The sequence below is a fragment of the Mycolicibacterium wolinskyi genome, from assembly GCF_002101965.1.
Lineage (GTDB): Bacteria > Actinomycetota > Actinomycetes > Mycobacteriales > Mycobacteriaceae > Mycobacterium > Mycobacterium wolinskyi.
Genome location: NZ_LQQA01000023.1, coordinates 60,112 through 83,903, shown reverse-complemented (window position 1 = coordinate 83,903; position 23,792 = coordinate 60,112). Strand labels below are relative to the sequence as shown.

21 protein-coding genes are annotated in these 23,792 nt (G+C 67.6%); 10 read left to right on the top strand and 11 right to left on the bottom strand.

Features of this window, described 5'->3' with window-relative positions:
* Nucleotides 1-5: 5 nt before the first annotated feature.
* Nucleotides 6-956 carry a glucosyl-3-phosphoglycerate synthase gene (locus AWC31_RS20285; RefSeq protein ID WP_067850810.1) on the bottom strand — a complete coding sequence of 317 codons (951 nt, stop codon included), beginning with the start codon at nt 954-956 and terminating at the stop codon, nt 6-8.
* Nucleotides 953-1,828: a dihydropteroate synthase gene (gene folP, locus AWC31_RS20280; protein WP_085145956.1), complete on the bottom strand. Its 876-nt coding sequence runs from the start codon at nt 1,826-1,828 to the stop codon at nt 953-955. The genes AWC31_RS20285 and folP overlap by 4 nt, the downstream gene beginning before the upstream one ends.
* A gap of 112 nt (nt 1,829-1,940) precedes the next feature.
* On the opposite strand from folP, the gene AWC31_RS20275 reads away from it, so the two are divergent.
* From AWC31_RS20275 to AWC31_RS20265, 3 genes are all read left to right on the top strand, one after another.
* Nucleotides 1,941-4,667 (top strand): helix-turn-helix transcriptional regulator, encoded by a 2,727-nt coding sequence (locus tag AWC31_RS20275; RefSeq protein WP_085145826.1) that lies wholly within the window; start codon nt 1,941-1,943, stop codon nt 4,665-4,667.
* Between the two features lie 81 nt (nt 4,668-4,748).
* Nucleotides 4,749-5,819: an NAD(P)-dependent alcohol dehydrogenase gene (locus AWC31_RS20270; RefSeq protein WP_084356668.1), complete on the top strand. Its 1,071-nt coding sequence runs from the start codon at nt 4,749-4,751 to the stop codon at nt 5,817-5,819.
* 11 nt (nt 5,820-5,830) lie between these two features.
* The gene (locus tag AWC31_RS20265; protein ID WP_067850808.1) at nt 5,831-6,331 is read left to right on the top strand and encodes a nuclear transport factor 2 family protein; all 501 of its coding nucleotides are present in this window, start codon (nt 5,831-5,833) and stop codon (nt 6,329-6,331) included.
* An 8-nt stretch (nt 6,332-6,339) separates the two neighbouring features.
* On the opposite strand, the gene fadD6 is transcribed toward AWC31_RS20265, so the two are convergent.
* Nucleotides 6,340-8,121 (bottom strand): long-chain-acyl-CoA synthetase FadD6, encoded by a 1,782-nt coding sequence (gene fadD6, locus AWC31_RS20260; protein WP_085145825.1) that lies wholly within the window; start codon nt 8,119-8,121, stop codon nt 6,340-6,342.
* Nucleotides 8,122-8,207: 86 nt separating this feature from the next.
* Nucleotides 8,208-8,762: a cytokinin riboside 5'-monophosphate phosphoribohydrolase gene (locus AWC31_RS20255; RefSeq protein WP_085145824.1), complete on the bottom strand. Its 555-nt coding sequence runs from the start codon at nt 8,760-8,762 to the stop codon at nt 8,208-8,210.
* Between the two features lie 77 nt (nt 8,763-8,839).
* On the opposite strand from AWC31_RS20255, the gene AWC31_RS20250 reads away from it, so the two are divergent.
* The 4 genes from AWC31_RS20250 to AWC31_RS20235 all read left to right on the top strand — a co-directional run bounded on the left by AWC31_RS20250 (nt 8,840) and on the right by AWC31_RS20235 (nt 14,066).
* Nucleotides 8,840-10,918, top strand: a complete 2,079-nt coding sequence (locus AWC31_RS20250) for an AAA family ATPase (protein ID WP_085145823.1) — start codon at nt 8,840-8,842, stop codon at nt 10,916-10,918.
* 70 nt (nt 10,919-10,988) lie between these two features.
* A complete protein-coding gene (locus AWC31_RS20245; RefSeq protein ID WP_234816928.1) occupies nt 10,989-12,569 on the top strand; it encodes an alpha/beta hydrolase in 1,581 nt (526 codons plus the stop codon).
* A complete protein-coding gene (locus AWC31_RS20240) occupies nt 12,563-13,180 on the top strand; it encodes an LppA family lipoprotein (protein ID WP_067850797.1) in 618 nt (205 codons plus the stop codon). The genes AWC31_RS20245 and AWC31_RS20240 overlap by 7 nt, the downstream gene beginning before the upstream one ends.
* 88 nt (nt 13,181-13,268) lie before the next feature.
* Nucleotides 13,269-14,066: an ESX-1 secretion-associated protein gene (locus tag AWC31_RS20235; RefSeq protein WP_085145822.1), complete on the top strand. Its 798-nt coding sequence runs from the start codon at nt 13,269-13,271 to the stop codon at nt 14,064-14,066.
* Here AWC31_RS20235 and AWC31_RS20230 read toward each other — a convergent pair.
* From AWC31_RS20230 to dapE, 3 genes are all read right to left on the bottom strand, one after another.
* Nucleotides 14,056-15,669, bottom strand: a complete 1,614-nt coding sequence (locus tag AWC31_RS20230) for an ABC-F family ATP-binding cassette domain-containing protein (RefSeq protein WP_085145821.1) — start codon at nt 15,667-15,669, stop codon at nt 14,056-14,058. The genes AWC31_RS20235 and AWC31_RS20230 overlap by 11 nt on opposite strands.
* A gap of 171 nt (nt 15,670-15,840) precedes the next feature.
* A complete protein-coding gene (locus AWC31_RS20225) occupies nt 15,841-16,206 on the bottom strand; it encodes an Hsp15 family ribosome-associated heat shock protein (protein WP_067850790.1) in 366 nt (121 codons plus the stop codon).
* Nucleotides 16,207-16,225: 19 nt separating this feature from the next.
* Nucleotides 16,226-17,293, bottom strand: a complete 1,068-nt coding sequence (gene dapE, locus AWC31_RS20220; RefSeq protein WP_085145820.1) for a succinyl-diaminopimelate desuccinylase — start codon at nt 17,291-17,293, stop codon at nt 16,226-16,228.
* Between the two features lie 34 nt (nt 17,294-17,327).
* On the opposite strand from dapE, the gene dapD reads away from it, so the two are divergent.
* Both dapD and AWC31_RS20210 read left to right on the top strand, forming a co-directional pair.
* Complete coding sequence (gene dapD / locus AWC31_RS20215; protein ID WP_085145819.1) at nt 17,328-18,272, top strand: 2,3,4,5-tetrahydropyridine-2,6-dicarboxylate N-succinyltransferase; 945 nt, start codon at nt 17,328-17,330, stop codon at nt 18,270-18,272.
* 29 nt (nt 18,273-18,301) lie between these two features.
* Nucleotides 18,302-19,150 (top strand): LmeA family phospholipid-binding protein, encoded by an 849-nt coding sequence (locus AWC31_RS20210; RefSeq protein ID WP_165766007.1) that lies wholly within the window; start codon nt 18,302-18,304, stop codon nt 19,148-19,150.
* Nucleotides 19,151-19,156: 6 nt separating this feature from the next.
* Here the strand turns inward: AWC31_RS20210 and AWC31_RS20205 are convergent, their stop codons facing one another.
* Nucleotides 19,157-20,098: an SDR family oxidoreductase gene (locus AWC31_RS20205; protein WP_085145817.1), complete on the bottom strand. Its 942-nt coding sequence runs from the start codon at nt 20,096-20,098 to the stop codon at nt 19,157-19,159.
* Between the two features lie 147 nt (nt 20,099-20,245).
* On the opposite strand from AWC31_RS20205, the gene AWC31_RS20200 reads away from it, so the two are divergent.
* Nucleotides 20,246-21,106: a helix-turn-helix transcriptional regulator gene (locus AWC31_RS20200; protein WP_165766006.1), complete on the top strand. Its 861-nt coding sequence runs from the start codon at nt 20,246-20,248 to the stop codon at nt 21,104-21,106.
* A 3-nt stretch (nt 21,107-21,109) separates the two neighbouring features.
* Here the strand turns inward: AWC31_RS20200 and AWC31_RS20195 are convergent, their stop codons facing one another.
* From AWC31_RS20195 to AWC31_RS20185, 3 genes are read right to left on the bottom strand one after another with little or no spacing between them, the layout of a single operon-like run.
* The gene (locus tag AWC31_RS20195) at nt 21,110-21,976 is read right to left on the bottom strand and encodes a helix-turn-helix transcriptional regulator (protein ID WP_085145953.1); all 867 of its coding nucleotides are present in this window, start codon (nt 21,974-21,976) and stop codon (nt 21,110-21,112) included.
* 54 nt (nt 21,977-22,030) lie between these two features.
* Complete coding sequence (locus AWC31_RS20190; protein ID WP_085145816.1) at nt 22,031-22,378, bottom strand: VOC family protein; 348 nt, start codon at nt 22,376-22,378, stop codon at nt 22,031-22,033.
* The gene (locus AWC31_RS20185) at nt 22,369-23,775 is read right to left on the bottom strand and encodes an acyl-CoA synthetase (protein WP_085145815.1); all 1,407 of its coding nucleotides are present in this window, start codon (nt 23,773-23,775) and stop codon (nt 22,369-22,371) included. Before AWC31_RS20185 ends, AWC31_RS20190 begins: the two co-directional genes overlap by 10 nt.
* Between the last annotated feature and the right edge of the window lie 17 nt (nt 23,776-23,792).

The window sequence follows — 23,792 nt, the reverse complement described above, 5'->3', positions numbered from 1 at the left end:
CGCGCTCAGCGCGGGCGCAGCGTCACCATCGGTGGCCGGTCAGCCAGCGACACCGACGACACCCGCGGCGTGAACCCGTCCCCGTCGGCGAAGAACTGGGTCAGGCCCATGCCGGAGTCCGTGATTCCGCACCGCGACATCAGGGTGGCGATGACCTGGCGGCTCATCGAGGCCAATTCGGTCAACGGCCGGTTGCGGTGCGCCCGCACGCCGAGATTCACCTGCGCGATCGCGTCAAGTCCCAGGCGGTCATAGGTGTCGATCAGCAGGCCGATCTCCACGCCGTAGCCGGGTGCGAACGGCACGGCGGTGAGCAACTCCCGCGTGCCTGCGTACTCGCCGCCCAGCGGTTGCAGAACACACGTGAGCTCTGGCCGCAGCGAGGCGAGAAGCGGTCGCGCGACCAGCTCGGTCACGCGGCCGCCACCGTTGGCGTCCTCGCGGCCGCTCACGTTGAGCGGGCGCCGGTAGAAGCCTTTGACCAGGTGCACGCCGTCGGTGGTCAGCAGCGGGCCGAGCAGTTTCGGTACGAACATCGGATCGGGATTGATCAGGTCCGAGTCGATGAAGGCGATGACGTCGCCCGTCGTCGCGGCCAGCGAACGCCACAACACCTCGCCCTTGCCGGGCTGCGGTGCGACTTCCGGAAGCGCGACCTCACGGCTGATCACCCGCGCACCGGCCGCGAGCGCCCGGATCTCGGTGTCGTCGGTGGAACCCGAATCGAGCACGATCAACTCGTCGACCAGCCCGCCGAGCAGCGGCGTGATGGTCTCGACGACCGAGCCGACCGTCTCTTCTTCGTTGAGGGCGGGCAGCACCACCGAGACGGTTCGCCCCGCCTTGGCCGCTTCGAGTTCGGCCACCGTCCAGGTGGGCCGGTTCCAGCTGTGATCGCTCAGCCAACGGTGCCCGGCGACACCGTCGGTGATGGCCAGTTCAGGCATTGCTGTCATGCCAGTCCCCTCACTGTTCGCGCGGGCGTCCGCACTCCCTGGATCGACGCGACCATTTCCAGCACGCGCCGTGTGGGTCCCACCTCGTGTACCCGAAACATGGCCGCTCCATCCGCTGCGGCGAGTGCCGTCGCGGCGAGCGTCCCTTCGAGGCGTTCGGTGAGGTCCACACCGAGAGTCTCCCCGACAAAATCCTTGTTGCTCAGGGCCATCAGGACCGGCCATCCGCTCTTAACAAGATCTTTTACGTGACGCAACAAACTAAGACCGTGATAAGTGTTTTTGCCGAAATCGTGGGTGGGGTCGATGAGGATCCGGTCCCTCGGCACACCCGTTGCCACGGCACGTTCGGCCGCCGCGGTCACCTCGGCGATGACGTCGTCGACCACGCCCCGTTCGGTGATGCCGTAGTTCACCCGGAACGGCCGGGTTCGCGGCACGGCGCCGCCCGTGTGCGAACACACCAGACCCGCACCGAACTCCGCCGCGACCTCGGGCAGGCCCGGGTCGGCTCCGGCCCACGTGTCGTTGATCAGATCGGCGCCCGCCGCGCAGGCCTGTTTGGCCACCGCCGCGCGCCAGGTGTCGACGCTGATGAGCTGATTCGGATAGGTCGTGCGCAGCCATTCGATGAACGGCACGACGCGCGCGATCTCCTCCTGCGTGTCGACGCCGTGGCCCGGGCCCGCTTTGACGCCGCCGACGTCGATCACGTCGGCGCCCTCGTCGATCACGCGGGCAGCGGCGGCCTTGGCGGCTTCATCGGTGAACGTGGCGCCTCGGTCGTAGAACGAGTCCGGGGTCCGGTTGACGATCGCCATGATCAGCGCACGGTCACCGGCGACCGGGCGACCACAAAACGTCGACAACACGCCTCCATAGTGCCTGGCCGCCTTGCTGTCGGGCGCGCTCAGGATGAGCGAGCGGTCCGGCCGCACGCCCGATAGCGTGTCCTTTCCAGGGGGATGAACACCCGGAGTGACGATGCAGCTCATCGGCCGCAGCGCCGAACGCGCCATGCTCGACGCCATCGTGGCGGCTCTGCGAACGGGCTCGAGCCGGGCGCTTGTCGTACACGGCGACGCCGGCATGGGTAAAACGGCGCTTCTGGACTATCTGTCCGATCGCGCTCCGGACTGCCGGGTAGTGCGGGCCGCAGGTGTCGAGGCCGAGACCGAGTTGGCGTTTGCGGCATTGCATGCGGTGTGCGCGCCGGTCCTGGATCGTGCCGAAAGGTTGCCTGCCCCGCAGCGCCATGCGCTGCTGACGGCATTCGGCATGAAACCGGGACCGGCCCCCGATCGGTTCCTGGTGGGGCTGGCGGTGCTCGGCCTGTTCTCGGAGGCCGCACAGACGCAACCGCTCCTTGTGCTCATCGATGACCAGCAGTGGCTCGACCAGGCCTCGGCGCAGATTCTGGCGTTCGTCGCACGCCGACTCGCCGCCGAGGCCGTTGGCCTCGTGCTGGCCGCCCGGGTGCCGAGCGCCGACTTGACCAGTCTGCCCGCGCTGCGGGTCGACCGGCTGACCGACGATGAGTCCAGGTCCTTGCTTCGCACGGTGTTGACGGGCCCGCTCGACGTCCGGGTCCGCGACCAGATCGTCGCGGAGGCACGAGGGAACCCGCTGGCACTGCTGGAATTACCCCGCGCACTGACCCCGGCCGAGTTGGCGGGCGGGTTCGGGCTGCCGGGCGCACTGGCGCGCAGTCTGGACGGCACGTTTCGGCATCAGCTCGATACGCTTCCCGCCCCTAGCCGCACTCTGCTGGCGCTCGCAGCCGCCGAGCCGTCGGGTGATCCGGTGTTGTTGTGGGCCGCGACCACAGCGCTCGGTATCCCGGCCGGGGCCGCCGAACCGGTGATCGAGGCCGGCCTCGCGGAGTTCGGTACCCGGGTCCGGTTCCGCCATCCGCTGGTGCGGTCGGCGGCCTATCGCTGTGTGGCGCTTTCGGACCGGCAGCGTATCCATCGCGCGCTGGCGGCCGTCATCGATCCCGGGACCGATTCTGTCCGCCGCGCATGGCATCTCGGCCATGGCACCGCAGCCCCCGACGAGGATGTGGCCGCAGAACTGGAGCGCTCGGCGGCGGAAGTTCAAGCTCGCGGCGGAGTGAGCGCCGCGGCGTCGTTCCTCGAGCGGGCCGCGGCACTGACCATCGACCCGGCGCGCAGGAGCGACCGCGCGATCACCGCCGCGTCCGCCAAGGCGCGGGCGGGTTTGCTCGACGCAGCGCGGGATCTGCTCAAGATCGCCGAGGCCACTCCGTTGACCGAACTACAGCGCGCTCGCGCCGATCTGGTTCGAGCCCAGTTGGCCCTCATCAGCAGCCACGGCAACGCCGCCGCTCCACTGCTGCTCGGCGCCGCTCGGCGGCTCGAAGACATCGACGCGACGCTCGCCCGTGAGACCTACCTCGACGCGTTGTCCGCCGCGATCTTCGCGGGTCGTTTGGCGGTCGACGCCGGGATGGTCGAAATCTCGGAGGTGGCCCGTTCGGCCACCCAGGCGCTCAGCACCCCGGGACCGGCCGACCTGTTACTGGATGGCCTGGCGACGCAGTACAGCGTCGGTTTCGTTGCCGGCCTGCCCGCCATTCACGCTGCGCTGCGCCAGTACGGCCACGGCATGACCACCGACCAGGAGCTCCGGTGGATGTTTCTTGCCTGCTTTGCGGCAGCACGGGTTTGGGATATCGACCGGCAGACCACACTTGCCGAGCGCTACGTCCAACTGGTCCGGGACAACGGGGCCGTCACCCAACTGCCGTTGGCGCTCAGCGCCCTCGTCGTGCCCCTGCTGTTCACCGGACAGTTCGACGAGGCAGCCTCCGGAATCGACGAGATGTGCGCTGCGATCGACGCGATGGGCAAGACTCTCACGCCGTTCAGCGCGATCATCCTGGCAGCGCTGCGGGGCAGGCAGGACGAGGTCGACGCCCGATGCGACGCCGCGCAACGCGACGCACTGCGGCGGGGTGAAGGGTTCGGCCTGACAGCAGCCGCCTGGTGCAGATCACTGATCGCCAATTCACGCGGTGACTACCGCACCGCGTGCGAAGCTGCCCAATACGCCTCGGCGGGTCGCGGCGATGCTGCGGCCTCGTGGTGGTCGCTCACCGAACTCGTCGAGGCGGCGTCCCGGCTGAAAGACACCGCGACCGCGACCGCAGCGCTTGCCCGGTTGACCGAGATGACCACGCCCAGTGCGACCGATTGGGGTCTCGGCGTGGAAGCCCGCTCGCGTGCACTGCTCAGCGAGGGAGACACCGCCGAACTCCTCTACCGCGAGGCCATCGAACGCTGCCGGCGGGCCGGCCTGCGTCCCGACCTCGCCCGTTCCCATCTGCTCTACGGCGAGTGGCTGCGACGCCAGCGCCGCCGGGTCGACGCCAGGCTGGAATTGCGGTGCGCGCACGAGCTTTTCGAAGAGATGGGGATGACGGCGTTCGCCGAGCGGGCCCGCGGTGAACTGGCGGCCACCGGAGAGAAGGCCAGGCGCCGGGCGGCACCCGACGCCGCCGGAGAACTCACCGCACAGGAGGCCCAGATCGCCCGTCTGGCGCGAGAAGGATTGTCCAACCCGGAGATCGGCGCCCGGCTGTTCATCAGCGCCCGCACGGTGCAGTACCACCTGGCCAAGGTGTTCACAAAGCTCGCCATCCGGTCACGCAGCCAGCTCGATGATGCACTGACCGACAGTTTCGGGTAATCGGACTGGCCGGTGGCAGATGCGAAGGCCACCCTCGTGGCCCAACGATGTCGCTGACGGCAGACGACAGGAGCACATCGGATGAAGATGCGGGCGGCACGCATGTACGGGTACCACCAACCCTTGCGGCTTGAGGAAGTGGACGTGCCCCATATCGGCCCGGAGGAAATACTCGTCAAGGTCGGCGGAGCGGGTATGTGCCGCACCGATTACCAGCTCATCGACGGCTACTTCGATCGCGGTCTTGCCATGGACTACCCGATCACGCCTGGTCACGAAGTGGCGGGCTGGGTCGACGGTGTGGGTTCTGCGGTCCCGGCGTCGGCCGGGTTGTCCGAAGGGGACCAGGTGGTGGTTTACGGCAGTTGGGGTGACGGCGCATGCCGGCAATGCCACAACGGCAACGAGCAACTCTGCGCGCACGGCACCTGGGCGGGCTTCGGGCGGCACGGCGGATATCAGGAGTACCTGCCGGTCAACTACCGGTACCTGATCAAGATGCCGGGACGTGGTGGCCTGTCGCCGGAGAACCTGGCGCCGCTGACCGACGCCGGTCTGACTCCCTACCGTGGTCTGAAGAAGCTGCGCGACGCGGGACATCTGAGGGCGGGCGGCACCATCGGTGTCAGCGGTATCGGCGGATTGGGCAGCTACGGCGTCCAGTACGCCAAGCTGCTCTCCGGCGGCGCCGACGTGGTGGCTTTCGCCCGCAGCGACGAGAAGCTCGAGATCGCCAAGACGAACGGGGCCGACCACGTCATCAACGTCCGCGGCAAGGATGTCGACGCGGTCCGTGAGGAACTCGAGACCCTCACCGGCCGTACCGAACTCGACGCCGTGATCGAATGCGCGGGATCTGAGGACGCCTTGCGACTTGCCTTCGCCCTGCTGGCCGCCGAGGGCGCCGTAGCGTCGGTTGGGCTCATCGGCAATCGCGTCGACATCCCGTTGTTCCCGCTGGTGGCCAGGGAGTACACGTATTTCGGTTCGTTCTGGGGCAACTTCAACGACCTCACCGAGGTATTGGCGCTTGCCGAAGCCGGGCAGATCAAGGACACCGTCACCCGGGTCCGGTGGGAGGACGTCAACGACACCCTGGATGCCATCGGCCGCGGCGAGGTGCTCGGCCGTGCCGTCATCGTCTACGACTGAGGAAACAGTTGATGCTCAACAGAATCCGGCTGGGCCTGGCTGTGGCCCTTGCCTTGATGTTCACACTGCCGATGGGAACCGCAATGGCACAACCATATGACGCCGTCGAATCGTCCAACCTCGCCACCGTACGGGCCGGCTTCGATGCCTGGGCAAACGGAACGGGCAGCCCGTATGACTCCCTCGCCCAGGACGTGACATGGGAGATCGTCGGCAATTCCGTTGCTTCCCGGGTCTATACGAGCAAGGCTGACTTCATCGACAACGTCATCGCGCCGTTCAACGCGCGGATGTCACAGCGGCTGATCCCGACCATTCGCGACATGTACACCGACGGCGACACCGTGATCGTGTTCTTCGACGCCGAAGGCACGGCTCGCGACGGGCTGCCGTACCGCAACACCTACGCGTGGTTTCTGACCCTGCGTGAGGACAAGATCGTCAAGGCGTCGGCATTCTTCGACTCCATCGCATTCGACGATCTGTGGAAGCGGGTGTCACCGGCGCCCTGACGGGCCGCCTAGTTCTTGGGCCGCTTGCCGGCCGTGACTTCCTCGGGGTACTCGTCGTAGAACGGCACGTACCCCTCGTCGCGGCCGGCAAGGACATACAGCGGATCGGAGACCTCCGATCCGAAACCCTCCTTGCGGAGGTCGACCTTCTGGCTCTTGAACGTCGAGGTGTGGGCGAGCTCGCCGACGACGCGCACGAACAGCGGCACCGCGTATGGCGGCAGGTGGTCGTAGAACGCCTTGGCAAGCGCCTTGCCGTCGAACTCCTTGCCCTCCTTGAGCTGCACCGCGGCCATGCCCGCGCGCCCGCCTGCGCCGGGCACCTCGACACCGAATACGGTGCACTCCTCGACCAGCGGACTGCTCGCGACGGCGGCCTCCACCTCGGTGGTGGCGACGTTCTCACCCTTCCAGCGGAACGTGTCGCCGAGCCGGTCGGCGAACGCGGCGTGGCCGAAACCCTGCGACCGCATCAGGTCGCCGGTGTTGAACCAGACGTCGCCGTCCTTGAAAGCGTTGCGCACCAACTTCTTCTCGGTCGCCGACGAGTCGGTGTAGCCGTCGAACGGCTGCAGCGCATTGACTTTGGACAGCATCAGGCCCGGCTCACCGGATTTCACCTTGCGCAGCCGGCCGTCGGGACCACGCGCCGGCTCACCGCTGTCGGGGTCGTACTCGACGAAGACGACCGGGCTCGGGCAGATGCCGGTCGATTTCGACACGTTGAACACGTTGACGAACGCGGTGTTTCCCTCACTGGCGCCGTAGAACTCACACACGCGGTCGATGCCGAACCGCTCGGTGAACTCGTCCCAGATCGCCGGCCGCAAACCGTTCCCGATGATCACGCGCACCTTGTGCGCGCGGTCGGTCGGCTTCGGCGGCTGGTTGAGCAGATATCCGCAGATCTCCCCGATGTAGACGAACGCGGTCGCGCCGTAGTCGATCACCTCGTCCCAGAAGCGCGACGCGGAGAACGACTTGCCAAGGGCCAGAGCAGCACCCGAATTCAGCACGGAGCCGACCGACACCGTCAGCGCGTTGTTGTGATAGAGCGGCAGGCAGCAGTACAGGGTGTCGTTGCTGTGCAGCCGCAGCCCGATGCCGCCGAACCCGGCCAGCGCGCGCAGCCACCGGTAGTGCGTCATGACACTGGCCTTGGGCATGCCGGTGGTGCCGGACGTGAAGATGTAGAACGCCTTGTCCTTGGCCAGCACGGCCGACGCGCTGGCCGGGTTACCGGTCGGCGCGGTGGCCGCGAGCCGCTGCAGCTCCTCGACCGTCATCAGACCCGCTGTCTCGGCGCCGGATTCGTTGATCGGGTCGACGAGGTCGGATTCCGCGACCATGGCCGTCGCGCTGAGCAAGCCGATGCTGTGCGCCAGCACCTTGCCGCGCTGGTGGTAATTCAGCATGCCTGCGACCGCACCGCACTTGACGATCGCGAGCATCAACAGCACCGCGTCGGGCGAGTTGCGCAGCATCACCCCCACCACGTCGCCGTGGCCCACACCGCGCGCGGCCAACACAGCGGCATAGCGGTTGACCGTCTCGTTGGCCTGCTTGTAGGTCAGCCGCTCGTCACCGAACTTGATGAAGACCCGGTCGGCGTACTGGGCGGCACGCTCCTGGAAGACCTCGCCGATCGACGTCTTGGTCGTCGGTCTGGCCAGAAAGCCCGTGAGCACTCCACGCAGGATGACCGGAGCGTCCATGATCAGGCTCGGTACCTGGGTGGCGATGTCGAGCAGCCCGACACTGCTCCTGGTGCCCGGTTTCTGGTCGGTCATGCGCTGGGTCCCCTCCACGCTGTGTGGCCGTCGATGTGGGCAACACCTTAACCACGCGCCGCGCTCGGCGTTACCGCCGGTTCTGCCTACGGCGCGCAGGCGTCGAGCGCGGCGTCCACATCGGACACCACCACGAGCCGGTCCAGCGCACCCGGCGAAACATAGCCGGTATCGGCCAGACCGCGCAGCCACGTCAACAGCCCGTCGTAGTGCCCGAACGGGTCGAGCAGGATCAACGGCTTGTCGTGCATACCCAGGTAGCCGGCCGTCCACGCTTCGAAGAACTCCTCGAGCGTGCCGATGCCACCGGGCAGCGCGATGAACGCGTCGGAGCGGTCCTCCATCTCCTTCTTGCGTTCGCGCATGGTGTCGGTGACGACGAGTTCGGCGGCGTCGACGTCGGCCAGCTCGCGGTGCACGAGCGCCTTGGGAATCACGCCGACGGTGCGACCGCCCTTGGAACGGGCACCACGGGCCACCGCCCCCATGGCCGAGACGTTGCCGCCACCGGAGACCAGGGTCCAGCCCCGCTCGGCGATTGCCGAACCCACCTGGCCGGCCAATGCGAGCAGTTCAGGGTGCGTCGGGCCGGACGCGCAATACACACACACCGCCCACTGGCGGTCGAATACAGCTGACACTCATCCAACCTAAGGGTTCTGGGTGAACGAGCGATTTCCGGCCGGATGCCATCGAGTCCCCGACTAGATTCGGCAGCATGCCAGTCGATTGGGTGATCGCACCCCACGACCGAGCCCTGGACGGCGTCGAAGCCGGCCTGCGAAAGCGCTCCGGAGCCGTTCTGCTGGGACCGGACGGGGTCGGCAAGACGTTCCTGGCCCGCACCGCCGCGGAATGGATAGGCCCGGACTTCCACCGGGTCGTCTGGGTTTCGGGCACCGAGTCGGGGGCCGCCATTCCGTTCGCGGCGGTCGCGCATCTGATCGACGTCCCGGCGGCCGGCAGGACCGCCGATGTGTTGCGCGCCGCCCGGGATTCACTCGGTTCGGACCTGCTCGTGGTGGTCGACGACGCGCATCTGCTCGACCGGCTGTCGGCCGCGCTGGTGTACCAGCTGGCCGTCAGCGGCGCCGCGAAGCTCGTCGTCACCGCCTCGGCCGAACGGCCGGTGCCCGACGAGGTGGCGGCGCTGTGGAACGACGGATTGCTGAGCCGCATCGAAGTGCAGCCCGCGGGACACGATGACGTCCGGCTCGCCGAGCAGGTGTCGGCCTTCATCGCCGATCTCCCGGCCGGTGCCATGCACACGCTGCAATATCTCGCCGTGCACGATCCGCTGCCGCTGTCGGATGTGACGGCGTTGGCGGGCCCGGATGCCGTTGAGCGGGCATGCGAGTCCGGGGCGGTGCGAGTCGACGACGGGATGGTTCACTGCGCGCATCCGCTGTTTCTCGACGCGGTCCGCGCGGTGGTGGGCGGGCCGGGTTTGCGTCGCCTGCGCACCGGACTGGTCGAACGGATGGCCGCCAAGCCGACCGCCGGGGTGGTCGACCGGCTGCGGCTCGCGGTGCTGGCCCTCGACAGCGACGTGGCGTTCCCTGCCGCCGACCTCACCGCGGCGGGCGCCGAGGCGCTACGGCTCGGCGATCTGGAGTTGAGCGAGCGGCTCGGCCGGGCCGCGGTGGCCGCCGACGGGGGTTTCGAGGCGCGGATGACGCTCGCGTACGCGCTGGCTTGGCAGGGCCGCGGGCGGGAGGCCGACGCCGTGCTCGCCGAAGTCGATCCGGCCGCGTTGAGTGAATCGGAGCTGATGGCGTGGGCACTGCCGCGGGCGGCCAACCAGTTCTGGATGCTGTCGGAACCCGAGCGGGCCACCGCGTTTCTTCGGGCCACCAGCAATCGGGTGTCGTCGCCGTGCGCCCGCGTGACCCTGGACGCGCTCTCGGCCACGTTCGCGATGAATTCCGGTGCACCGCAACGCGCGTCGGAGATCGCCGCCGGCGTGCTGGCCTCCCCTGCCGCCGACGACACCGCGATCGGGTGGGCGGCCTCTGCCGCTGCGTTGAGCTGCGCCCGGATCGGCCGGTTCGGTGAGGTCGACGCGATGGCGCAGCGGGCGATCGACGCCGGCCACCCGGGGCTGCTGCGGTTCACGAGTGGGTTCGGTCAGACGACGACGCTCATCCTCGCCGGTGAGTTGGGCCGGGCGCAGGCGCTGGCGCGACAGCTGACCGATTTCGCACAGCTGCTGCAGCCGGGCCGGGCCATCGGCGACGTACTGGTGGCCGATGTGCTGATGGTCCGTGGTGAGCTCGAAGAGGCGGTGACGCTGCTGCGAAGGGCGACAAGCGCTTTGGCGCCGACCGGATACTCCTGGGGGCCGCTGGCGTGGATGCTGTTGGCGCAGGCACTCGCTCAACGCGGTATGCCGGTGGAAGCGGTGAAGGCGTTGTCACGCGCGGAATCCCGCCACGGCTTGAAGTCGATGCTGTTCGCGCCGGAGCTGTCGTTGGCGCGGGCCTGGACCAGCTTCGCGCGCAAGGATTCCACGGGCGCCATCTCGGCGGCGCGCGATGCCGTCAAAGCGGCCGAACGCGGCGGACAGCAGGCCATCGCGCTACGGGCCCTGCACGACGCCGTCCGGTTGGGCGATGCCCGCGCGGTCGACGGGCTGGCCCGCATCGACATGGACTGTCTCTTCGGAAAACTCACCCGAGACCATGCCCGCGCGTTGGCCGACGGCGACCGTGCCGCGCTTCTGGCGGTGTCCGCGCGCTATCGCGACCATGGGTTCGGGGCTGCCGCCGACGACGCCGCCCGTCAAGCCACGGCCTGAATTCCTGCGTCGAGCGTTCGCCACCCGGCCATAAGCTTGGTTGGATCGCACAGACTGTGGAGGTGGCAGTGTGGGTGCGCTTGACGGGTTCTACTCGACGTGGAACAAGGCCCGTGAGACCTTTGGGCAAGGCACTCCCGACGACGGCTCCCAGTTCGACGGCAGCTCACGCCTCATGCAGATGAAGGCCAGCGTCGAAGCCGCCGCACCCGATGACCGCTGGCAAGGCTCCGGATCCCAGGCCTACGCCGCGGCCAACAAAGAACACGCCGCGGTGTACGAGAAGCTCGCCGAGCTCGACAAAAAGATGGCCGGCGAGGTCAAAAAGGCCGCCGACGTCGTTAATGTCGGACGGACCAACCTCGACACCGCCAAAAGCTGGGTCGAGAGCATGGTCGACTCGCTGCCCGCCACGTCAGCCCAAGACCGTGAGAACAAGTTGGTGCCCATCGCCAAAGAAGGCATCACCAAGGTCGACAACATCGTCAAATCGGCGACCGACGACATGACGACCATCAAAGGCAACGTCGACAAACTCAAGGGCGAGTACGACACGCTCACCGAACAGAAATTCGGGCCGGATGGGGACAAGAAACCCGGTGACGCCGACATGCTCACCGATGAAGAGGAGCGGGACGGCGAAGGAGACGAAACCAAGACCGATATGTCGTCGGGCGACATCGAAGCCGTCGACAACGCCAACCGGGCACTGCTGGATCAGATGCGGCAGGAATACGAGCAGCTTCCCGACGGGCAGGTCAAGACCGATCGGCTCGCCGACATCGCCGCCATCGAGGAAGCCCTCAAGGTTGACGGCTCGCATCTCGTCTACCTGGAGAAGCCCGCTGATCCCTCGCAGATGATTCCCGCGGCCACGTCCGTCGGTGACCCGTTCAAGGCCGACCACGTGTCGGTGACCGTTCCCGGGGTGGGGAGCACGACCCGCGACGCTGTTGCGGGGATGACGGGTGAAGCCGCCGCGCTTCGCAACGAAGCGATCGAGATCGCCGAACGCGAGGGCGAGAGCACGAACATCGCGACCGTGTCGTGGGTCGGCTACCAACCCCCGCTCAACCTCGGCCAGTCATCGGTACTCAACGATGATCTCGCTCAGGCAGGGGCACCGAAACTCACCTCGTTCCTGCACGACCTCGACGCCGCCTCCCGGAACCCGGGCCAGACCACCGCCCTGTTCGGACACTCCTACGGCTCGTTGACGTCGGGCATCGCCATGAAGGAAGGCGCCAGCCAGTACCTCGACAACGCTGTCCTGTACGGTTCCCCCGGCTTCCAGGCCGACACCCCGGCAGAACTCGGGATGACCGACGACAACTTCTTCGTGATGTCCGCGCCAGACGACCCGATCAATACGATCGGGGCACTCGCGCCGCTGCACGGGTGGGGGTCGGACCCGAACGACATCATCCGAGAAGGCGACGGACACCTTCGGTATCGGTTCGAGCACCTGGAAACCGATGCCGGCAACACACCTATCGCGGACTATGAATCCAAGACCGGAGCGTCCGGACACTCGGAGTATCCCCAAAACGCAGGAGATCGAATGACTGGCTACAACCTGGCGGCAATCCTGCTCGACCGCCCGGATCTCACCGTGAAGGCAACACCGCCGGAAGGACGCCTCACATGGTGAGCCGGCGGCGGGCTCGATCAGCGCGGCGTCACGCGATCGCGCTGACTTTTCTGGTGTCCACATCCATGGTGATAGGCGGCTGTTCCATGACCGAGAATCCATACGAGTCCAAGACCGTCAAGGGTGAGGAAGCGGTCAAGCTCATCGACAGCATGCGCGAGAAGGGCTCATACGAGCAGGCCCGCGAGCGCCTCAACGCCACCGCGAAAGTCATCGCCGAACGCATCGTTGCCGCTGTCCCCGGCCAGACGTGGAAGTTCAGCGACGACCCCAACGTCCAGCAGGTGAAGGCGAGCGGACTACCGTGCGAGAAACTCACCGGCGATATCGCAAAACGTCCGATGTCCGACTCCGTCAAATTCGGCAGGACGTTCAGCACCGAAGAGTTCGCCGTTGCGAACGACGTCGTTCGCGAAGAAGCCGCCCAATACGGTGCGACCGGGGAATCATCGCTGTTCAACGAGCAGGCCAAGCGCGACTTCGACATACAGGGCAACGGCTACGAATTCAACCTCGGCCAATCCAAGTTCGCCACGCTCAACATCACCGGAGACTGCTTTCTCCTGCAGAGCGTCGTGGATCTGCCACCCGGCCAGCTACCGCCCGAATAACGCAGGAACTTCCGCACGGCACCCACCCGTACCGACCGTAAAATCCTTAGCTAGACCGCATGAGCTCGACGCATGACAAGGGGCTTCGATGAACCAGTTCGTCGCCAACACCGGCGCCATGAACACCTGGCAGCAGCAGCTGACCGATCTCAGCACTGACGTCGGCAACTTCATCAACAGCGCCCCGGGCGTCTCCACGGTCCTGAACAGCCACGGCACGATCGGCCACCCGATGCAGACCGCGTTCGACGCAGCGCAATCGGCGCGTGGCAGCGCCATGGGTGCGACGCAGTCCGCGTCCGCCAAGATCTCCGATCTGCTCCGGCAGGCTGCCCAGGCCTATGAGCGTGGTGACATGGCCTCGGCCGACAAGCTCAAGGCGCAGGCCCAGCAGATGGAGGGCGCCGCCGGTGCGCCGAGTGCGGCCGGAGGCGCGCCGGGCGCAGGTGGTCAGGACGGCGGCGCCCAGTCCGCCGGCCAGATGATGGGCCAGTTCGGCCAGATTGCCGGCCAGATGATGCAAGGCGTCACCCAGCCGCTGCAGGGTATGGCCCAGGCTCTCGGCCAGATGCCGCAGCAGGTGTTCCAGGGTGTTCAGGGCATTGTGCAGACCGCCACGCAAGGCGCCGCCGGAGCGGGCGGCGGCGCCGCGGCGGCGGCCGCGCAGGGCGCCAATGCCGGTGCGGCCCAAGCGGGCGAAGCACCGGAAGGAGCGGCACCGGCCGGGGCCGGAGCCCCGGAGACCGGTGAGAAGGCTCCCGTGCAGTCGGGCATCATGAGCGAAGAGCGCATGCGCGAACTGCAGGGCGAGCGTGAGGAGATGCAGCGCATGGACCACGCCCCGGTGGGTCAGGAGCGCCCTGGCATCAACCCGGTCAACCTGTAACCGTCAACTCGCCGCCCTCGAGGCGCCACGAACGGTCGATGCCGATCGTGTCCAGGAATCGGTCGTCGTGGCTGACGACGATGAACGCGCCTCGATAAGCGTTGAGCGCCGATTCCAGCTGCCCGACACTGACCAGGTCGAGGTTGTTGGTCGGTTCGTCGAGCAGCAGCAGCTGTGGCGCCGGCTCGGCGTAGAGCACGCAGGCCAGCGTCGCCCGCAGCCGCTCGCCGCCGGACAGCACCTTGACCGGCAGGTGGATGCGATCGCCCCGGAAGAGGAACTGCGCCAACAGATGCATCCTGCGGGTGTGCGACAGGCTCGGGGCCGCGGCAGCCAGACTCTCGGCGACCGTCCGCTCCGGATCGAGCAGATCCAACCGTTGCGACAGGTAGGCGATTCGCCCGTCGGCGCGCTGCACCGTCCCGGCATCGGGCTCGAGTTGCCCGTCGATGATCCGCAGTAGCGTCGACTTCCCGGCACCGTTGGCGCCGGTCAGCGCGATCCGCTCCGGGCCACGTACGGAGACGTCGATTCCCGTGTCGGCGAACAACTTCCGCCCGCCACGGGCGATCTGCAAACCTTCGCCCACGAACAAGGTCCGGCCGGCGGGCACGACGGTGTCGGGCAGGTCGAGCACGATGACCTTGTCATCGCGCAACGCGCGTTCGGCGTCGTCGAGCCGCGACCGCGCATCGTCCACCCGCCGCGAATGCACGTCGTCGGCCCGTCCCGCCGACTCCTGCGCATCGCGTTTGAGCTTGCCCGCAATGATTTTCGGCAACCCGGCGTCCTTGATGTTTCGCGCGGCATTGCTCGCCCGCCGCGCCGCCCGCTCGCGCGCCTCCTGCATCTGGCGCTTCTCGCGCTTGAGCTGCTGTTCGGCGTTGCGAATGTTGCTCTCGGCCACCCGCTGACCGGCCTCCACGATCTCCTGGTACGCAGTGAAATTCCCGCCGTAGAAGATGATTTCACCGCGATACAGCTCGGCGATCTGATCCATCCGGTCCAGCAGCACGCGGTCGTGACTGACCAGCAGCAGACACCCGGCATAGTCGTCGAGTGCTGCGTAAAGACGTTGCCGCGCATCCAGATCCAGGTTGTTGGTCGGCTCGTCGAGCAGCAGCACATCGGGCCGCTTCAGCAGTTGCGCCGCAAGACCCAACGACACCACCTCCCCACCGGACAGCGTTCCCAACGTCCGGTCGAGCTCGAGCTTTTCGAGGCCGAGCCGATCCAACTGGGCACGTGACCGCTCCTCGATGTCCCAATCATCGCCGATGATCGTGAAGATCTCCTCGCTCGCGTCACCGGCGGCCAGCGCCGCGAGCGCATCGAGCACCGGCGCCACGCCGAGCACGGCAGACACCGTGAGGTCAGCGACGAAAGGCAAGGTCTGCGGCAGGTAGCCGACGGTGCCGTTCACGGTCACCGAACCGGCCGTCGGTTTGAGCTCGCCGGCAATCAACTTGAGCAGCGTGCTCTTTCCGGCGCCGTTGGGTGCGACGAGTCCGGTGCGGCCAGGGCCGACGGTGAACGACAGCTCCGAGAACAACTCGGTGTCATCGGGCCACGAAAACGACAGATTCGAACAGACAATAGACATGCTGGAACTCCAAAGAGTCTGCGGCATACGGCCGCAGTGAGGACAGGACGACAGAATCGGCTCGCGGGTATTACCCGGAGATCTCGTCGTCTCCCAGCATGTTTTCGGCCCACCTCGGTCGACAGCAGTTGCAATCACCCATGATAGCCACGGGTGCAACCGATTATCCGGTCACGAATAGCCGCGCAACCGATTCAGTTCTCGCCGTTCGCGTTTCGTGGGCCGGCCGGCGCCCCGGTCGCGCACCGGTACGGCGGCCAGTATCTCCTTGGGCGGGGGTGGCGGGCTGCGGTCGATCAGGCATTCGGCGGCGATCGCCGCTCCGACTCGTTTGGCGATCGGCCGCACCACCTCGACGATCCGTTCGCGGCCGTCCAACCGGACCCGCACCTCGTCACCGGGGCTGACGTGCTGTGCCGGCTTGGCCGCGACGTCGTTGACGCGAACATGCCCACCCCGGCAGGCCGCTGCGGCCGCGGAGCGGGTCTTGGTGATCCGCACGGCCCAGATCCAGCTGTCGACGCGAACGCTGCTCACCTGTTCAACGGTAGCCCGGTCAGCTCGTCAGATAGCCGCGCAGCGTGCCGGTCGCGGCGGTGATCGCCGCGACCGGCACGCGCTCGTCGACGCGGTGCGCGAGGTTGGGGTCGCCGGGCCCGTAGTTGACCGCCGGGATCCCCAGGGCGGCGAAACGCGCGACGTCGGTCCAGCCGTATTTGGCACGCACCTGGCCGCCTGCGGCAGCGATCAGCGCGGCCGCGGCGGGCTTCGACAGCCCCGGTAGCGCTCCTGCCGCGGCGTCGGTGAGTTCGATGGTCACATCGAGCCCGTCGAACACCTCGTGCACGTGAGCCACGGCCTGGTCGACGCTGCGGTCCGGTGCGAACCGGAAGTTCACCGTGACGGCCGCGGCGTCGGGGATGACGTTGCCGGCGATGCCGCCGTCGATACGGACCGCCGAGAGGCCCTCGCGGTACACGCACCCGTCGATGTCGACCGAACGCGCCTGGTAGGCCGACAACCGGTCGAGAACCGCACCGAGTTTGTGGATCGCGTTGTCGCCGAGCCACGATCGCGCTGAGTGTGCCCGCGTCCCGGCGGCCCGGACGACGACCCGGATGGTGCCCTGGCAGCCCGCCTCGATGTAGCCGCCGGACGGCTCACCCAGGATCGCGACGTCGGCGACGAGCCAGTCGGGTAGCTCGCGCTCGATGCGGCCGAGACCGTTGGCGCTCGATTCGATCTCCTCGCAGTCGTACATCACGAGCGTGATGTCGTGCGACGGCTCGGCGATCGTGGCCGCGAGATGCAGGAACACCGCATCACCGGACTTCATGTCCGATGTGCCGCAGCCATACATCTCCCCGTCGACGACACGGCTCGGCAGGTTGTCGGCCGCGGGCACCGTGTCGATGTGACCGGCCAGCATCACGCGCGACGACCGGCCCAGATTCGTGCGGGCCAGCACGGCGTCGCCGTTGCGGATCACCTCGAACGCCGGGGCCTGCGCGCGCAGCGCCGCCTCGATCTCGTCGGCGATGCGCTGTTCGTGTCGCGACTCGCTGGGGATGTCGACAAGCGCCGCGGTCAGTGCGATCGGATCGGCGCGCAGGTCTAGCCCCATGGACACCGAGGCTAGTCCAGTACCGTGTAGCTCCGTGACTGCAGCATCTGGCGTCGGCCTGGCCACCATCGCCGCCGACGGAACCGTCCTGGACACCTGGTTTCCCGCCCCCGAGCTGAGCGCGGACGCTCCGGCCGGAACGGTCCGGCTCAGCGGCAACGACATCCCCGCCGAGTTCGCCGGCCTCACCGGTAAGGACGAGGATCGCAATGTCGAGGTCGTGGCGGTACGTACGACGATCGCCGACCTCGACGACAAGCCGGCCGACACCCATGACGCCTACCTGCGGCTGCACCTCCTGTCACACCGCCTCATCGCGCCGCACGGCGCCAACATGGACGGCATCTTCGGGGTGCTGGCCAACGTGGTGTGGACGAACTTCGGTCCGTGCGCGGTCGACGGGTTCGAGACCACTCGCGCCCGGCTGCGGCGTCGCGGCGCGGTCGCGGTGTACGGGATCGACAAGTTCCCCCGCATGGTCGACTACGTGACGCCGACGGGCGTGCGCATCGCCGACGCCGACCGGGTTCGGCTGGGCGCGCACCTGGCCTCGGGCACCACGGTCATGCACGAGGGATTCGTGAACTTCAACGCCGGAACCCTGGGCACGTCGATGGTCGAGGGCCGTATCTCGGCCGGTGTCGTGGTGGATGACGGCTCCGACATCGGCGGCGGCGCGTCGATCATGGGCACGTTGTCCGGCGGCGGGACCGAGGTCATCTCGGTGGGCAAGCGCTGCCTGCTCGGCGCCAACGCGGGTCTCGGTATCTCGCTCGGCGACGACTGCGTCGTCGAAGCCGGCCTCTACGTGACCGGCGGAACCAAGGTGACCACCGCCGACGGTCAGACGACGAAGGCCAAGGACCTGTCGGGCGCAAGCAACCTGCTGTTCCGCCGCAACTCGCTTTCGGGTGCGGTCGAGGTCGTCAAGCGCGACGGCACCGGCATCACCCTCAACGAGGCCCTGCACGCGAACTGACTCATGGCCGGTGAGGCAGAATCGGGCGGGTGACATACCCGCCGAGGGGCGATCAACCGTGGAACCGACCCGGCAGCGCGCCTTCGCCGTTCGACGACGCCACCATCCAGTTCGCGCGTAGCGCCCTGCCGTCGCCCGAGCCACCGGCACCGCCCAAGCGCCGCGGGCTCAAGATCCTGGTGAGCGCTGCCGTCGTCCTGGTCCTGGTCGTGGCCGGTCTCGGGGCGGCCGAGTGGTATGCGCGCGACCGCGCCAAGAGCATCGTCGCCGCGACGCTGCAGTGCCTGATGGGCGATACGTCCACGGTGCAACTCGCGTCGATGCCGCCGTTCCTGTGGCAGCACTTCACCGGGGACTACACCGTCATCGACATCCAGACCGCCGGGAAGCAGATCCGCGAGGCCAAGGGCATGCGGTTCGACATCGCCATCCGGAATCTGCGGCTCGAAGACGGTCCGGGTAGCGCCGGGACGATGGGCTCGTTGGACGCCGACGTGACCTGGCCGGCCGACGGCATCAAAGAGTCGATCCAATCGGCGATCCCGGTGCTCGGTCAGTTGGTCACCGATGTGACGAGCAATCCCGACGACGGCACCCTCGAGCTCAACAGCGTGCTGGCCAGCGTGACCGTGAAACCGGAGGTCAGTGCGAAAGGCGGTCTCGCGTTGCAGATCGTCGACGCGACCGGGCCGGGGATGGGCGCGATCAGCGACTTGCAGCCGATGCTCGACGACTTCCTGGCGAGCCAGACCGACAACTTCCCGCTCGGCGTGCACGCCGACAGCGTGGCCGTGGAGAAAAACGGTGTGGTAGCGCACTTTTCGACCGAGAACGCCGCCCTTCCGGCCGGCGGCGAAGACGACTGCTTCGCGCGCTGACGATCCCTATCGCACGGCGAAGTCGACGCCGGCGAGCCGTTCGGACACGTCCCACAGGCGGGCGGCCTCCGCAGCATCGCGGGCGGGCTTGTAGACGTCCTGCTCGGCAGGTGGGCCCGCCAGATGCCGAAACCCGCTCGGGCCGTAGAACTTGCCGCCCTGCGCGTGCGGGCTGGTGGCGGCATACAGGGCAGGCAGCATGCCCTCGGCGACGGATTTGTTGACCAACCCGAGCCGGGCCATCAGCCGGACCACGCGGACCTGAAGCGTGTCGCGGCTGCGACCCATCTGCGGTTGGGCGGCCAGCAGGTTGGTCGGCGTCACGCCGGGGTGTGAGACATTGCTGGTGATGCCCCACCCGGCGCGCACGCTGCGGCGGTCGAGCTCGAGGCCGAACATCAGGTTGGCGATCTTGGACTGGCTGTAGGCCTTGCCCTCCGAGTAGGACTTCTCGAAGTTCAGATCGTCCCAATTGATGGCGTTCCGTTCCGCGGCGACACTCGACTGCGTCGTCACCCGCGCCCGGCCCGCCCTCAGCACGGGCAGCAGGCGCGCGGTGAGCGCAAAGTGCCCGAGATGGTTGGTCCCCCACTGCAGTTCGAAACCGTCGGCGGTGGTTTGCCGATTCGGCGGGCTCATCACGCCGGCGTTGTTGATCAGCAGGTGCACCGGTCGGCCCTCGTCGACAAGCTCACCGGCAAGGTCAGCGACCGACTGCAACGACGACAGATCCAGCCGCCGGATGCCGACCCGGGCGTTGGGCACCGCGGCACCGATACGGGCGACGGCGTCACGACCCTTGTCGGTGTTGCGCACCGGCAGAATGACCTCGGCACCGGCCGCCGCCAACCGCCCTGCGAGCCCGAAACCGATGCCGTCGCTACCACCGGTGATCACGGCCAGTTTGCCGCTCAGGTCCGGCACGTCCACTTCTGCATTGCGCGGCATCACAGTTCTCCTCGGTGCGTTGTCAGCTCTGTGATTCCAAGCTGCCAGTGTCCTGGGCACACATTCAGGGGCGGGTTATCCACTGATCGCCGATCCCCCGATGGCCGGGCCCTTCCGCGGGAACGTGGCCTCATCGACCATCGAGTCGTGACATCCGCTGATGGCGATCTCGCCGACGTGGCCGATCTGTTGCGTGCGCGCCGGCGAGTATTGCAGCCAGAAGACGTCGGTCTCCCGCGCGGCAGGCGCCGACGCACGCCTGGTTTGCGTCGCGACGAGGTCGCCGCACTGTGTTCGGTGTCGTCCGCCTATTACGGCAGGCTGGAACGGCCCTGTGGTCCGCGCCCGTCGCCGGCCATGCTGGCGAGCATCGCGCGCGGCCTCCGATTCAACCGAGCCGACCGCGACCGATTGTTCAGTGCGGCGGGCTACGACCTTGCCGGAGAGGTTCTGGGCACGGCGCATGTGGACCCCGGTGTCATGCATGTACTCGGCCGATTGGCCGACACACCGGCGATGGTCGTCGACGCGGTGGGCGAGGTTCTGCACCAGACACCCTCGGCGAAGGTGCTTTTCGGCGAGTTGACCGGTTTCAGCGGGTGGTCGCGAAGTGGTTACTACCGGTGGTTCACCGACGCCGGCGAACGGCTGCGCCACGGGGTGACCGAGCACTCGACGATCGGTGACGAGATCGTGGCCGATCTACGCCGGAGTCTGATGGACCGTGAAAACACCTGCCCGGCCTCAGATCTCGTGAAGCTCCTGTTGCGCCGCAGCGACGAATTCGCCGAGATCTGGCGGCGTGAACGACTCGTGGACGCGGTCCGGATCAACCGGCAGTGTCGTATCGTTCATCCCGCACTCGGTGTGATCCAACTGCAGCGCGAGGTGTTGTTCGACACCGACCGCAACCGGCGCGTCGTGATCTATCTGACCGTGCCGGGCTCGGAAAGCCATACCAAGCTGAAACTCTCGACGGTCATCGGCCACCACCGATTCGACGGGTGAACCTCACTGGCTCACCCGCGATTCGGCGTGCAGATCGCGCAGGTAGGACTGCGGGTCGGCACCCAACGCGGTGAGTTTGGCGTGGCTGGGCGTCCCGGGCTCGGCCGTGAACACCAACTGCGTGTGCATGTGCACGGCATCGTGGAGGATCTGGCACTGCACCTCGAGCACACCGAGTTTGGGATGCACGATGCGTTTGGTCAGTTCGGGAGCATGTCCGACGTCGTGGCGCTTCCACAGTTCGGCGAACTCGGCGCTGCGACTCAACAGATCGTCGACGATCTGGGCGGCCCGCGATCCGGCCCCGTCGCGCGCATACGCCATCCTCGCGCCGGCGGCATACGACAGCCCGATGGCGGCGCGATCCTCGACCGGATACAGCTCGCGGGACGCCTCGTCGGTGAACCACCGGTACACCACGCTGCGCGCGAAGCCTTGGTAGGTGGTTTCTTCACCCAGCAGAGCGCGCGCTGGGGGTGTCTGCACCAACGTCTCGCCCAACGCCGACATCACCTGAGCCGGTGTGTCCTGCAAGCGATCAAGAATCCGCATCGTGGCCGGGCTGACATGCTCACCGGTGGGAATCCGGGCCGGGGCGTTGTGCCCGGCCAGGCGGAACAGGTGATCACGTTCGTCGAGTGACAACCGCAGCGCCCGCGCCAAGGAGGCCAACACCTCCGTCGACGGCTGCGGAGCCCGCCGCTGCTCCATGCGGCAGTAGTAGTCCGTCGAGATGAGCGCGAGTGCCGAGACCTCTTCACGGCGCAACCCGGCGGTTCGCCGGCGCGGGCCCGCGGGCAACCCCACGTCCTCGGGAGTGAGCGCTTCGCGCCGGGTGCGCAGGAAGTCGGCCAGCTGTCCCTGATCCATCAGCCCATTGTCACCGCGCACCAGGCCGCCGGCCAGGGATCTCCAGACCCCCGATCAGTCGGCGGCCAGCACACAGAACTCGTTGCCCTCGGGGTCGGCCAGCACCACCCAGGTCTGTTCGCCCTGGCCGATGTCGACATGCCGGGCACCGAGGCCGATCAGCCGGTCCACCTCGGCCTGCTGATCGTCCGGCGTGAAGTCGAGGTGCAGGCGGTTCTTGACCACCTTGTCGTCCGGTACCGCGAGAAACAGCCAAATGGGCCCGCCACCTGGCGGCGGGGTCAGCACCACGTCACCGTCGGAGTCGGTGTGCTTCGGCCAGCCGAGCGCCTGTGCCCACCAGGCGCCCAGTGCCTCGGGGTCGCGAGCATCGATGCAGATCTCGGAGAACCTCAACCCCATTGCGCGAGCTCCTTTTTCAGCACCTTGCCCATCGCATTGCGGGGCAAGGCGTCCACGAGCCGCACTTCACGCGGCCGCTTGTGCACTGAAAGTTGCTGTGCGACATAGTCGATCAGGGCGGCCGGTTCGGCATCGCCGACGACGAACGCGACGATGCGCTGGCCGAGATCATCGTCGGCCACGCCGACGACAGCGGCCTCGGTGACACCGGGATGGCCGAGCAGCACCGTTTCGATCTCCCCGGCTCCGATGCGGTAACCACCGGATTTGATCAGATCGACCGACTCCCGGCCGACGATGCGGTGCATGCCGTCCCCGTCGATCACCGCGACATCGCCCGTGCGGTACCACCCGTCGACGTCGAATGCCTCGTCGGTGGCGTCGGGCCGATTGAGGTAGCCGTCGAACACCATCGGCCCCTTGATCTGCAGCCGCCCAATGGTTTCCCCGTCGTGTGGCACCGGAGCTCCGTCGTCGTCGACCAGGCGCGTCTGGACGCCGGCCACCGGCAGTCCGACCCAACCCGGCCTGCGCTCACCGTCGACGAACGTGCTCAAGGTGATGAGCGACTCGGTGCTGCCATAGCGTTCCACCGGAGGCTTGCCGGTGAGCTTGGTCAATTGCTCGAACACCGGCACCGGCAGCGGCGCGCTGCCCGACACGAGCAGACGTGCCGAGGACAGGGCCAGCGCCGCGTCGAGGTCGTTGACCACACGCGACCAGACGGTCGGCACACCGAAATACAGCGAGCCCTGCGCCTCGGCATAGGCGGCGGGTGAGGGTTTTCCGGTGTGTATGAAGCGGTTTCCGATCCGCAGTGAGCCGAGCAGCCCCAGCACCAGACCGTGGACGTGGAAGAGGGGCAGCCCGTGCACCAAGGTGTCGTCGGCCGTCCACTGCCAGGCCGTGGCCAGCGCGTCGATGTCCGCGGCGATCGCCCGCCGGCTGATGGGCACCCCTTTGGGCGGTCCGGTGGTGCCCGAGGTGTACATGATGATCGCAGTCGCATCCGGCGCCGGCTCCTGATAGCGGTGCCAGGACCGTGCGTGCAGCCGGACCGGAATGTGCGGCAGCCCTTCTGTTTCCTCGGGCCGCTCCCCCAGCCAGGCTTGGGCGCCCGAGTCCGTCAGGATGTGACGCCGTTCGGTCGCTCCCACGTCGGCGGGTACCGGCACGACGGGCACACCGGCGATCAAGCATCCGGTGATCGCCAGCACGGTGGTCGCGCTCGGTGTCGCCAGGACGGCGACCCGTCGGGCGGCGGCAACCCGTTCGGCGACCGACGTGGCGGCGCCGACGATATCGCTGCGGCTCAGCACCGCACCGTCGATGCGGATCGCATCGCCGATATCGGCGCCGGCAGCGATTGCCGCGGGGTTCAAGGAGGCCAGCAACACGCATGTGAGGCTACTCC

What these genes read in the sequence shown, in the direction of transcription:
- AWC31_RS20250 (WP_085145823.1), top strand. Translation starts at nt 8,840, where the DNA reads ATGCCAGTCGATTGGGTGATCGCACCCCACGACCGAGCCCTGGACGGC.
- fadD6 (WP_085145825.1), bottom strand. Translation starts at nt 8,121, where the DNA reads ATGACCGACCAGAAACCGGGCACCAGGAGCAGTGTCGGGCTGCTCGAC.
- AWC31_RS20285 (WP_067850810.1), bottom strand. Translation starts at nt 956, where the DNA reads ATGACAGCAATGCCTGAACTGGCCATCACCGACGGTGTCGCCGGGCAC.
- AWC31_RS20235 (WP_085145822.1), top strand. Translation starts at nt 13,269, where the DNA reads ATGAACCAGTTCGTCGCCAACACCGGCGCCATGAACACCTGGCAGCAG.
- AWC31_RS20240 (WP_067850797.1), top strand. Translation starts at nt 12,563, where the DNA reads ATGGTGAGCCGGCGGCGGGCTCGATCAGCGCGGCGTCACGCGATCGCG.
- dapE (WP_085145820.1), bottom strand. Translation starts at nt 17,293, where the DNA reads ATGGGGCTAGACCTGCGCGCCGATCCGATCGCACTGACCGCGGCGCTT.
- AWC31_RS20270 (WP_084356668.1), top strand. Translation starts at nt 4,749, where the DNA reads ATGAAGATGCGGGCGGCACGCATGTACGGGTACCACCAACCCTTGCGG.
- AWC31_RS20230 (WP_085145821.1), bottom strand. Translation starts at nt 15,669, where the DNA reads ATGTCTATTGTCTGTTCGAATCTGTCGTTTTCGTGGCCCGATGACACC.
- AWC31_RS20195 (WP_085145953.1), bottom strand. Translation starts at nt 21,976, where the DNA reads ATGGATCAGGGACAGCTGGCCGACTTCCTGCGCACCCGGCGCGAAGCG.
- AWC31_RS20275 (WP_085145826.1), top strand. Translation starts at nt 1,941, where the DNA reads ATGCAGCTCATCGGCCGCAGCGCCGAACGCGCCATGCTCGACGCCATC.
- AWC31_RS20205 (WP_085145817.1), bottom strand. Translation starts at nt 20,098, where the DNA reads ATGCCGCGCAATGCAGAAGTGGACGTGCCGGACCTGAGCGGCAAACTG.
- AWC31_RS20190 (WP_085145816.1), bottom strand. Translation starts at nt 22,378, where the DNA reads ATGGGGTTGAGGTTCTCCGAGATCTGCATCGATGCTCGCGACCCCGAG.
- AWC31_RS20265 (WP_067850808.1), top strand. Translation starts at nt 5,831, where the DNA reads ATGCTCAACAGAATCCGGCTGGGCCTGGCTGTGGCCCTTGCCTTGATG.